The 11,277-nt window shown below is 62.8% G+C and carries 11 protein-coding genes and 1 pseudogene; 10 read left to right on the top strand and 2 right to left on the bottom strand.

Going from position 1 to position 11,277, the window contains the following annotated elements:
- A partial coding sequence (locus FUT87_RS08870) for a triple tyrosine motif-containing protein (protein ID WP_186830445.1) occupies positions 1–1,644 on the top strand: 1,644 nt, incomplete at its 5' end.
- 37 nt (positions 1,645–1,681) lie between these two features.
- On the opposite strand, the gene FUT87_RS08865 is transcribed toward FUT87_RS08870, so the two are convergent.
- Positions 1,682–2,593, bottom strand: coding sequence for a PAS domain-containing protein (locus FUT87_RS08865; RefSeq protein WP_186830444.1), 912 nt, complete (start codon positions 2,591–2,593; stop codon positions 1,682–1,684).
- Here FUT87_RS08865 and FUT87_RS08860 point away from each other — a divergent pair.
- The 6 genes from FUT87_RS08860 to FUT87_RS08835 all read left to right on the top strand — a co-directional run bounded on the left by FUT87_RS08860 (position 2,552) and on the right by FUT87_RS08835 (position 8,497).
- Positions 2,552–3,682, top strand: coding sequence for a hypothetical protein (locus tag FUT87_RS08860; RefSeq protein WP_186830443.1), 1,131 nt, complete (start codon positions 2,552–2,554; stop codon positions 3,680–3,682). The genes FUT87_RS08865 and FUT87_RS08860 overlap by 42 nt on opposite strands.
- A gap of 121 nt (positions 3,683–3,803) precedes the next feature.
- Positions 3,804–4,553, top strand: a complete 750-nt coding sequence (locus FUT87_RS08855) for a hypothetical protein (RefSeq protein ID WP_255511737.1) — start codon at positions 3,804–3,806, stop codon at positions 4,551–4,553.
- A gap of 122 nt (positions 4,554–4,675) precedes the next feature.
- On the top strand, positions 4,676–5,263 hold the full coding sequence (locus tag FUT87_RS08850) for a hypothetical protein (protein WP_147240803.1): 588 nt from the start codon (positions 4,676–4,678) through the stop codon (positions 5,261–5,263).
- A gap of 225 nt (positions 5,264–5,488) precedes the next feature.
- Positions 5,489–6,373, top strand: coding sequence for a CPBP family intramembrane glutamic endopeptidase (locus tag FUT87_RS08845; protein ID WP_186830442.1), 885 nt, complete (start codon positions 5,489–5,491; stop codon positions 6,371–6,373).
- Positions 6,374–6,432: 59 nt separating this feature from the next.
- Positions 6,433–7,956 carry a hypothetical protein gene (locus FUT87_RS08840; RefSeq protein ID WP_147240801.1) on the top strand — a complete coding sequence of 508 codons (1,524 nt, stop codon included), beginning with the start codon at positions 6,433–6,435 and terminating at the stop codon, positions 7,954–7,956.
- 34 nt (positions 7,957–7,990) lie between these two features.
- Positions 7,991–8,497, top strand: a complete 507-nt coding sequence (locus FUT87_RS08835; RefSeq protein ID WP_147240800.1) for a toxin-activating lysine-acyltransferase — start codon at positions 7,991–7,993, stop codon at positions 8,495–8,497.
- A gap of 306 nt (positions 8,498–8,803) precedes the next feature.
- Here the strand turns inward: FUT87_RS08835 and FUT87_RS08830 are convergent.
- Positions 8,804–9,540 (bottom strand): annotated as a pseudogene (locus tag FUT87_RS08830) (NUDIX hydrolase).
- A 91-nt stretch (positions 9,541–9,631) separates the two neighbouring features.
- Between FUT87_RS08830 and FUT87_RS08825 the strand changes: the two are divergent.
- The 3 genes from FUT87_RS08825 to FUT87_RS08815 are packed head-to-tail and all read left to right on the top strand — an operon-like array spanning position 9,632 to position 11,194.
- The gene (locus tag FUT87_RS08825; RefSeq protein ID WP_147240799.1) at positions 9,632–10,000 is read left to right on the top strand and encodes a hypothetical protein; all 369 of its coding nucleotides are present in this window, start codon (positions 9,632–9,634) and stop codon (positions 9,998–10,000) included.
- A complete protein-coding gene (locus FUT87_RS08820; RefSeq protein WP_147240798.1) occupies positions 9,997–10,608 on the top strand; it encodes a DUF4291 domain-containing protein in 612 nt (203 codons plus the stop codon). Before FUT87_RS08825 ends, FUT87_RS08820 begins: the two co-directional genes overlap by 4 nt.
- Positions 10,574–11,194, top strand: a complete 621-nt coding sequence (locus FUT87_RS08815; RefSeq protein WP_255511736.1) for an NADAR family protein — start codon at positions 10,574–10,576, stop codon at positions 11,192–11,194. Before FUT87_RS08820 ends, FUT87_RS08815 begins: the two co-directional genes overlap by 35 nt.
- The last annotated feature ends 83 nt before the right edge of the window (positions 11,195–11,277 follow it).

Genomic DNA, 11,277 nt, shown 5'->3' with positions numbered 1-11,277 from the left:
ATCGAGGCGGCCGTCGCCGCCTCCGCGGACGGGACGCTCTGGCTGGGCCTGCAGGCCAACCAGCTGTGGCGCTGGCGCGATGGCGAGGCCACGCGCTTCGGGCCGGAAGAGGGCGTCGACGTCGGGGACGTACGGCATGTCCACGCGGGGCGCACGCGCTTGTTGATCGCCGGCGACTTCGGCGTGAGCCTGCTGCGCGGCGATCGATTCATTCCGCTGGTCGCCGAGGGGCAGGAGACGCTGGCCGGTGTGTCGGGCATCGTCGAGACGGCGAATGGCGACCTGTGGCTCAACGCGCGCAAGGGCGCGGTGCATGTGCGCCGCGAGGCGCTCGAGCGCTTTCTCGCCGATCCGCGTCAGCCGCTGGCGCTGGAGGTGCTGGACGCGCTCGACGGTTATCCCGGCAGCGCGACCTCGTTCTGGCCGCAGCCGAGCGTGGTCGAGGGCCGGGACGGCCGCCTGTGGTTCGCCGGGACGACCGGCGTCGCCTGGCTGGACCCGCTGCAGCCACGCCGCAACACGGTCGCGCCGGTGGTGCGGATCACCGGGCTGCGCGCGGGCGGCGCGGAGTACCCGGTCGGCGCGCCGCTCGTGCTGCCGCGGCTCACGGACATGATGGAGCTGCGCTTCTCCGCCGCGAGCCTGGCGGTGCCGGAGCGGGTGCGCTTCCGTTATCGGCTCGAGGGCGTGGACGCGCGCTGGCGCGAAGCGGGCGGGCGGCGCGAGACGGTCTACACCAGCCTCAGCCCGGGGCGTTACCGCTTCCGCGTGCTGGCGCTCAACAACGACGGCCTGGCCGCGCGCGAGGAGGCGGTGCAGGAGATCGAGATCCCCGCCGCCTTCCACCAGACCCTGTGGTTCCGCGCGCTCTGCGTGGCGGCCGCGGCGGCGCTCGCCTGGGGGCTGCACCGGCTGCGGCTGCGGCAGGCCGCACGGCGCGCCCGCGAGCAGATGCGCACCCGCATGGCCGAGCGCGAGCGCATCGCCCGGGAACTGCACGACACGCTGCTGCAGGGCGTGCAGGGGCTGATCCTGCGCGTCGAGGCGCACTCGGCGCAGCTGCCCACGGCCCATCCGGTGAGGGAGGCCATCGACGCCGACCTGGTGATGGCCGACGAGGTGCTCGACGAAAGCCGCCGCCGCGTGATGGCGCTGCGCGGCGCCAGCGAGACCGGGAGCAGCCTGCCGCGCGAGCTGGAGGACATCGCCGCGCAACTGGCGCGGGACTACGACGGCGAGTTCCATCTGGTGACGGTGGGTCGGGAGCGGCCGCTGCGACCGGAGGTGCGGGACGAGCTGCGGCTGATCCTCGGCGAGGCGCTGCTGAACGCGTTCCGGCATGCGCATGCGGACCGCATCACGATGAGCTGGCGCTTCGGCGGATGGTGGCTTCGGGTCACGCTGCGCGACGACGGCACCGGCATGCTCCCCGCACTGGCAGCGCAGGGCCGGCCGGGACACCTGGGGCTGGCCTCGATGCGCGAGCGGGCGAAGGGCCTGGGCGCGCGGCTGCGCATCACGAGCGCGCCGGGCCGCGGGACGGTGGTCGCGTTGGTGATGCGGGCGTCCAAGGCCTACGGCCACGAGGCGGCGCCGGCTTCACCGGCTGACGGGGACGAACAGGCAGGCGCCGATCGAGCGTGAGATCGCCGCGCTCGCCCGTGCCCTCGGGACCTGGCGCCTACACGTGCTGCCGGCACCGCAGCGTGCCGATCAGGAAGCTCTCCCGGCTGTCGTCGACCAGGATCGCCTTCGTCGTGGTGGCGATGTGGGTCGCGCCACGCGCGGGCGTGATGACTTCCTCGTTGGTGCTTTCCTCGCGGGACCGCAGCACCACGTCGTCCTGCTGCCAGAAGACGTCGGCCTGACGCTCGGGGAAAAAGTCGTAGTCGGACTTGCCGAGGAGGTCCTCGCGCGCCTGGCCGATGAGGCGGCAGAACGCCCGGTTGAGGAATACCCACCGATGCGCCTGGTCCTTGATGAAGATCGGGTCGGGCGACTGATCGAGGGCGTGGTACAGGAGATGGCGACCATCGCGAGCCTCCCAGGGCGGTGCCTCGGAGGCCATCAGGCGCATGACCTCGTTGATGTGCAGCCGCGCCAGGCAGGAGGCGCCCTGGCGCTCGTGCAGGCGGGCCAGCACGCGATGCACCGCGGCTTCCATCGGCACGAGTCCCGCCGCATGCGCCTGCTCCAGCAGTCGTGAGGCGACCGTCAGCGCCGCGGCGTCGTCGGCGTGGGCCAGGCGCTCCAGCCATCCGATCAGCGAGCCGTCGACTTGCGGCGCAAGCAGCAGTGGCCGATTGGCCAGGAGCAGGGAGGCGGGCTGTTGCGGCGCGGCGCCCGGGCGGACGTTCTCCAGCATCCGCGGCGCGTCCGGCTCACCGACGAAGCGATAGCCTCGTCGTGGCACGGTGACGAGCAGCCTCGCTCGCCTGCTGCTGTCGCCGATCGCCAGTCGCGCCTTCTGCACCGCCACCGAGATCACGGCTTCGCCGAGGTGCCGGTTGCGCCACACCTCGTCGAGCAGACGGGCTTTCGTGACGACCTGATGCCGCTGGCGAATCAGGTAGACCAGCAGGTCGAAAGGCAACGGTTCGAGCGGCCGGAGATGGCCCTCGAGCAGGACTTGCCGCTGCGCGACGCGTACCTCGCAGCGTCCGAAGACGAAGATCTCACCGCTCACGGACGTGGCCGGATGTTGGGATGCGCGATTGTCGAACGAACGTTGTCGCCGCCGCCACGTTCAGGTCGCCTTGGAGCCGTGGGTGGTGACTCGGTGATGACGTGGTTGGAAGTGGGCGATGGATCGGTTGTTCAAGCTTTGGAGTTCCTTTCGAACGGCCGCGCGGCGCTTGCGCAAACTGGGCGACGTCATCAGACATCCCCGAAACAAGCCGTACCAACGCACGTTCAACGAAGCACGCCCATGCAGACCGCACGCTCCCACGCCCCGCACACGAAGCACCTTTTCCTCACGACCGTCCTCTGCGCCGTTCTGGCCGCCTGCGGTGGCGGCGATGACGACGCCTCTCCCGCCACGCCGCCGGCACCGGACGCCCCGGTTGCACCGGCCGGACCGACCTTGGCCGCTTGCTTCAACCTGACGCCCGGCACGGCGTACACCATGACCGACCCCGATGGGGGAAGCACCTCCGGCAAGGTCCTCGTCGTGAACGAGAACTTCGACGGGGCCGCCCGCAGTGGCAGCGTGGAATTCGCGGGCGCCACCGACATCCGGAGCGCCGCGAGCTATTGGTCAGCCGAGACCAACGGCATTCGCTTCTGGGGCCTCGTCGAGTACGACGAGTCCGGCACGGCGCAGGCCAAGACCGTCCATTCCGCAGCCTTCCTGTTGCCGCTGACCTTGCAGGCCGGCCAATCGACGGTCCTGAAGTACACCGACACGGTGCAGCAGCTGACCGGCCCGCAGGCCGGGCAGACCGACACCGAAGCGCTGGAGGAAACCTGGACCTTCGAGGGCTTTGAAACGCTGACGCTGGCCGGCAAGACCTTCGCCGACACCTGCCGGATCAAGACCCAGGCCGCCGCCGCGGGCGAGGACGGTCCGTCGACCTTGTGGTTCGCGAAGGGCTTCGGCGTGATCCGCGTGCGGCACACCAACAGCGCCGGTCAGGTCGTCGAGGAATCGTCGCTGAACGCGGTCACCGCGCAGCCCTGAGCGCGGCGTCGTGATGGCGGCACCTGAGGCGAATGGGCAGTCCAGGCCTCAGGTGCCATGCCGCGGGCGCCGCTGGTGGCGAGCCTGACTTGGCCTGCTGCGATTGCGTCTTCACGCGCGCTTGATCCTTCGTCGACCCGGGCTTCATCACTTCGGACTTCTTTACCCATTCGCGACCGACTGCACCAGCTTTGCTGTCCGCTGGTTCGCGGCGGGGGACGTTGACTGGCCGTGGGGCCATCGGCCTCTCTTCTCAACGAATCGGAATGGAAGGATCGATATGAAGCTCAATGCTCGACTGCTGGCCGTCTCGGCGCTGATCGCGGTGTGCAGCGCCAGCTTCGCGCAGTCCACGGCCACGACCGTGCAGCGCGACGTCAATCAACAGCGCCGCATCGAAGACGGATTGAAGAGCGGCGAGTTGACCGTGCAGGAAGCCGGCAAGCTCGAACGCGAGGAAGGCCGCATCGACAAGCTGCAATCGCGGGAGTTGAAGGATGGGCATCTGTCGGACGCGGAGCGCGCTCGCTTGCGAGCCGCGCAGAACCGGGCCAGCGCCGACATCACCCGGCTCGAGAGCAATGGCCAGGTGGCTTCTCCCAATTCCCGATCGGCCAAGCGCATGGAGGCCGACGTGCAGCACAACATCAACCAGCAGCGCCGCATCGAGTCGGGACTGCAGGACGGCTCACTGTCTCGCCGGGAGGTGGGGCAGCTCGAGCGCGGACAAGCGGAAGTCAGTCACAAGGAAGCGGTCGCGGCGCACAACGGGCACATCGCGCGAGGCGAGCAGGTCGCGGTGAATCGGGCGGAGAAGCATCAGAGCGCTCGGATTCATCGTGAGCGGACGGAGGCGGGTGGCGCGAACTGAGCCGGGAGGCTTGGGAGACCCACGCCAGCATCCTGGCGGCCCGAACGGCGCGCGTGGTGCCGCCGGAGCCGCCTGGTTGCGCGCTGACGGGGTGCGCACGCGGTCGGCATCGAGCCCTTGGCTTGGAAGCGCAGCAAGAAACCGGGCAAGAAAGCAATGGTCCGCAGCACAGGGCGAGGTGGGCCAGCGCTTTGCAGACACGCCGTGGGCGTGAGGAAAGAAGCGCTACCGCGGCTCGTGAATGTCCGGGCTCTACAGCAAGCGCGCTGAACGGTCCACAACTTCAGCGAAAGACAAAAGGGCTTTTTGACGGATCCGTCTTTTCGCCTAGTTTCTCCTCCTTCTGGGGGGAATTTGAACCTGGCCCTACTCTCTTAGACTTTTTTGCGTGGAAAGAAAAAGGACTAACAAGGCACATGCGCAAGGGAGGCTGGGTTCACACCTACGGAAAACAAGCGGAACTGGCAACTGGCATGAATTTGGATGCACTAGCCGGTGTTGGCCTTGAAGGGAAAGAGATTCTGAGCGAGGTTGTTTCTCGCGAAGATTCGGACGGATCGACCGCTTTCGATCTATTTCTTTGGAGGAAACTATTGTGCGACTTATTGAAGCGACCGAATTTGATGCAATTTCCGGTGGTGAAGTCGGTGCAACCGGCATGGGCGACAATTATCACTACACCGGCGAAATTGTCAGCCGCGACGACGTGATTCGATGCCTCGGGGCTAACGGTAGCAATTGGATCGAAGCCCATTGGATTTGCCTTTTCTGAATGACGGCTTAATACAAGTTGCCATTCATATGGCCGCCGTAGTGCGGCCATATTTACTGTTGGTTGGAAGTTTGGACGCGTCCAGCGAAGTCATGCGCATGATCGCTGCCCAATGTCTGGGACGGCGAGAGTTCCGGCTCCGGCCTTTCCCGGAGATTGGCTCTTGGCGACCATTGGATATGAGCGACCTACTATTCATGATTTCGCCATGAAAAGAATAGCTGCCAGTGCATTGAGGGTCGCCGCATGCATCCTTGTCTTTTTTGCTGCGGTCACTTTCGTCGTTGGGTGCTCTCACGTCATTTCGGACGCTTCCATGAGGATGGTTGGGCCTGCGAAGGGGAGCTACCTATTTAAGACTTCTCTCTTTTTAGGCGTGCAGTTCGCTGTCTCTGGCGCAATCTACCTCGCATATAAAAGCGCCCCGCCTCTTATATCAAAGTCGAGCACGGAGGCCCTCTTCTTTTCGCGAGGAGTCAGCCTATCGGGATTCATGCATGCAATTGTTCCTGTAATAGCAATCCCCGTCATTTCAATCGTGCTCGCCTGGGCCTCTCGGAAAGACGTCGCGATCAACGGCATCATGCGCTGGGAGCTTCTTCCCATATCTGCGGCAATAGTGATTGTCGCCGCCGCGATAGAGGAGTTTTTGTTCAGGGGCATGCTGCTGAGAATGCTGTTGCAGTACTCGAATTCGCCGGCGCTGGTCTGTCTTATTTCTCAGTCCGCCGTGTTTGCACTGTTTCATGGAGAAGCGGCAAGGGCGTCGTGGTTGAACTTCTTCGGATTCTTCTGCGTGGGGTTGTTGTTGGGGCTGGTCTATCAGGCAAGCAAGGTATTGTGGGCTCCTGTTTTAGTTCACTCGTGGTCAAACATCTGGTCCGGCCTGCTGACCGGCGGCAGCGATTCATGGTTCGCCGGGCTCCTATTCAATGAAACAATTGACTATTTCACAGCGGTGAAGCGGTTTGCGGTAGTCGCGACGGTTCTACTCCTGCTGCGATCCCTCCAGGATCGGAAAGGCTTGGCGGGGCGCAAGCTGACATAAAGTGAAACCCTGGCGTCCCCAACTTTTCAGTTGAATCGCCTCACAAGCAGAATGAGTTCATGACGGTTGTTCTTGGAAATTCGCCTCTCTCCGTCGCCGTGAAGCTGGAGCGGTGTGCACGACCAACGGTGCATTGGACGTGGAGCGGAAATCATTTTACGGAACTTGAGCTGAAAGACTATTGCTGTGTCATTCCGGAGTTCCCAGACGCTGCGCATAGAACTGACGCAGTTTCGCTGTTTTCCGATCGATACGGTGGCGAAGGCATCGGATTCTGCGGAGGAAGCGCCCGCTGCGCTACGAGTTCGGACGTCCAAATTAAGGGCGTTGGGTTGACCCCGCTATACGGTGCAAGGCCGGGTAGCGAACCAGAGATATTGCATTCGGGCGGCACCATCGATCTTCTGGATGCGGGTCACGAGGCCATAATGAGTTCAATATGTGGCGAGGTGCTTCCCTACGGCGCCGTGCCGACGCTGGCACTAATGTCCACCGGAACATTCGCCAGAGCCGCTTTTGCAAAACCTGGAAGCCCGCCATCAGTACCTCGCGTCGTCCTGTTGCGCCGTTTCGCCTGGCGTCCTGCGCACTTCCTGCGAAACATACATTTTCGCCCTCATCCGGAATTCGGAATATCGAACGATAGCGCTCGAGTTCGATTTGCTACGCAAAAGCTCCCGGAAATTTTTGAACGCGAACTCGGCGTGGAGCGGACCAAGATCAATGAAGGACTGCTTGCCATCGCCGCACGCTTTGCCAAGCAGCTTGCCGCGGCACACGCGAAGCGCATATTCCATGGAGGGCTGAGTGCATCAAACATCGCGCTGGACGGCCGCTTCCTTGACTTTGGCACATGCACGGCTGTACCGGCTTATCGGCGCCGCATCGGGGCGCCAAAGCCCAGCGGGGCTGATATTTGGAATCAGGGTGAATATATTGAAATAATTCTCTTGAGCATGCGCCAGCAGCTGGAGCGCTATCTTCCCCGGCCATCAGACTACAAGATTGTTCCGACACTGGAACTCTTGCAGGAATTCCGCTGTCACCATGATGCTTGCTTGGCTATAGAGTTCTCAAAGCTGTCCGGGATTCCGGAGGATGCACTTCTATTGATGCCGAGGAGGCTGCTTGATGATGCGTACCGGTGTATGCGGGAAATTGCATTGAGAGGTAGTCGACGATATATATTGAAAGAAGGGTTTGATACCGTTAATACGTCGGCAGTTCCGCTTCAATCGATAGGCTGGCACGATCTCAACGAAGCATTGCGCGCGTATGCAGGGAGGGAGCTGGGCGGATCGACAACTTTAAGGGAAAGTTTGGGCGATCCTGTTCTGGCCGATACCTTGTCACGTTGTCTGGATGCCCTGTATTTCGCCTACCGAGGGCAGCAACCTGCTGAATATATGCGGAGTCTACGCACTCCCGCACTTCAACGGTGTCTGAGATTGAACGGGCCCCTCAGCTTTCTTGTGCGCGAGTCAATCTACGATGGGTTGCGAAATTTCGAGAAAGATCTTTCCGGGGTCGGAGATTTTATAGATTCGATCATCAAAAACGCCGTTCATATCCTCTCTGACTAACATCATTGGTCCTGTCAAGCTCTTTCCAGATGAAATGTACTACGACGTAGCGGGCGTGAAAGGCGAGGCCGATGTCAATCATCGACGCGCCAATGAAGATATAGGTGCCATGGTGCGGTTCGCTGGTGCTCGACCCAGCCATGGTGGAACGTCTTTGGCGCGTTTTTCGCATGCGCTGTCGTTCGCGCATGGCCTGGGTCAGACGAAGGTGTTCTATAACGGGTTTGGGCAGTGCACGGGGTTTGTTGTGTGGGCCTTATTGGTTCCCGATGTGGAGCGTCGAGTTATAAGAACCAAACGCTTGGAACTGCATGACTTCGAATGGAACGAAGGCGACAGTCTTTGGATCATCGATTTTTTGACTAGGCCCGGCTCTCTTAGGCCGGCTCTGGAATACATGCGGGACGAACTCTTTAAGGATTACAGGACAGTGAGCTATGGCCGGAATCGGAACGGTGAACTGGTCTTCAAGAGAGCGGACCGTGACAGCAAATCGGCTTTCTGGTCTTCAGCCGGCGGTCCCAGGAGGGAGAAGATTTGAGGTTGCGCACTCTTGTCCATCCGAGGCAAGAGAATATGGAACTAGTTTCGCCAGCGACGCTCGCCAACCGGTGACTTGCGCTACCTGCTCAACGTGCTTTGGCGGTAGCTACGCCGCCGGAGTCGCGGAGGAGCCAATCCCCAGAAGGCGCCGATAAGCGCCGGTGTCGGTGTGCGCCGAGCACTGGAAATTGCATTCCATATTTAATCAGAGGCTTGGCGCCGGCCGCGTCGACCCGCTTTGAACTGTTGTCTCACCCAACTCTGAACCATCGGCTTTTTGTAGCGATCAAGATTGAACTTTTCCTCAGCCCCGAGGGCTGAAGGTCCTGGGAAACACGATGGGCGCGCTGCGATCCGCCAGCCGATAGCCCATGGCTGGTCGGTTCGAGGTGCCCTCCACGTGCCCTGCCTCGACAAGGAACTGCGCGGCCAGCATTCGCGTTCGGAAGCCGCTCTTGTCGACGTCGCGATTCAGCACGATCTCGTAGATGCGCTGCAACTGCGGCAACGTGAACGGCTCCGCCAGCAGGAAGGCGGGCAGCGAGGTGTACTCCACCCGGCCGCGCAAGCGCTCGACGGCGGCTTGCAAGATCGCCGCATGGTCAAACGCCAGTTTCGGGTTGGCCAACACCTCGTCGACCTTGAACCAGGCAACGTCCGCCGCGTTAGCCCCTCTGGCAAGCTCGATGTCGCGGCTTGGGATCAGCGCAAAGTACACGTGCGTGGCCGACCACCCGCGCGGATCCCTGCTCGCTCCGCCCCAGCTTCCCAGCTGTTCGAGATAGGGGCTGCGAACGCCCGTCTTCTCGCGGAGCTTGCGTTCCGCGCAAGCCAGCAGGTCCGCGTCGACATCGACGTTGACGAATCCCCCTGGCAGTGCCCAGCGCCTGGAAACGGCTCGGACTCTTTGTCACCTGGGCGCTGCACGAGCAACACCTTCAGCGCGTCGTCCGCGACGGTGAAGATGACCACGTCCACCGTCGTGAACGGCAACGGGAAACCTAGCGCGGGGGCTTTCGACCGAGATGGCTTGGCAGGCATGCGGGCTCTTTGCTTGACGGAACTGCTTTCGAGTTGTATTGTGCAACTTGTTTTAGTTGTATAGAACAACTTATAAAGCTCGGGGATTCTCATGAACAACACCGTCACCCTCTACCGCCCCACCGGGCCCAAGGAACTGGCGCTGGTGCAAGCCAGCGGCAATCGCCGATGGCCGCCGCGGCTGCCGGACCAGCCCATCTTCTATCCGGTGACCAATGAAGCGTACGCAGTGGAGATCGCGCGTGACTGGAACGTGGCCGCAAGCGGCGCCGGCTTCGTGACTCGCTTTGAGGTGCGTGAGGCGTTCATGCAGCGCTTTACCGTCCATCGAGTGGGCGCCGCCCATCACACGGAGTGGTGGGTGCCGGCTGAGGAACTGGAAACCCTGAACGACAACATCGTCGGCACCATTGAGATGATCCGGCGCTTCCCCGAGAACAACAACGAGAACGGGACATGAAACTCGCAACCGCTCCCCACCTGCAGCAAGCCGCCCAATGGCCCGAAGAAGGCGAGCACATCCTTGCCCACCATGACGACACCAGCGTTGTCGTTTATCAGGCCTATCGCCCGTCCATTGGGCGTTATGCCACCGAGCATGGCCACTTCGGTGGCCCGGACTACAGCTTCAACCGCATGAGCTGGGTGAAGCCCAACTTCCTGTGGATGATGTACCGCTGCGGTTGGGGCTTGAAGGAGGGGCAGGAAGTCATCCTGGGCCTGCGCATCCGTCGGGCCTTCTTCGACAAGTTGCTCGACGCTGCGGTGTCGTCGTCCTTCGATCCGACGCGCTACGCCACCCAGCAGGAATGGCAGGACGCCGTCGCCACCTCCGAAGTGCGCCGGCAGTGGGATCCGGACCATGCGCCCAGCGGCGCCAAGCTACCGCGTCGTGCCATCCAGCTCGGCCTGCGTGGCAGTCTCTTGCGTGCGTTCGCGACGACTGAGCTGATGGAGGTCATCGACATGACCGACTTCGTTGCCAAGCAGCGCCAGTACGCGCAGGACGACAACCCGCAACTCGTTACCCCGCTTGAGCACGTCTACCAACGGCAGCACCGTGACTGACATCTTGAATCTCCGCAGCATCGAAGACCTGCGGCATGCGCTTGAGGCTGGCGCCACGCCGAAGTACGTTCTCTTCTGGGGACACCAGCCCAACGCCGATGGCTCCATCGGGAAGGGCTGCTTCAGCCAATGGTTCGAAGCGAGCTTCGAGGTCGACGGGCAGACCTACCTCACGGCTGAGCATTTCATGATGGCCGAGAAGGCTCGCCTCTTCGGCGACGTGGAGACGCGCGCCAGCATCCTGGCCGCCAGAACCCCTGCGGAGGCCAAGAAGCTGGGCCGAGGCGTGAAGGGGTTCGACGACGCGCGTTGGGAACAGGCACGTTTTGACATCGTCGTCCGCGCCAACGAAGGCAAGTTTTCGCAGAACCGGGCATTGCAGGACTATCTGCTCACCACGGGCGACCGCGTGCTTGTCGAGGCCAGCCCCGTTGACCGCATCTGGGGGATTGGCCTGGCAGCGAACGACGAACGAGCGTTGGATCCGCGCGCGTGGTGCGGCCTGAACCTGCTGGGTTTCGCCCTGATGGAAGTGCGGGCGCGGTTGGCGTCTAACCGCGGACCCGTCACCGCCGCACGAGGCTGAGCCGGCGAACGGCCTCGCGTCGGCACCCAGTTCCCCGCTTCATCCCCCCATTTCTGCAGTCCGTCGCCCCCCGCTGGGGGCGG

This window comes from Mitsuaria sp. TWR114, assembly GCF_007997345.1.
The sequence above is the reverse complement of the archived record's forward strand: the minus strand, read 5'-3'. Positions and strand labels throughout refer to the sequence as shown.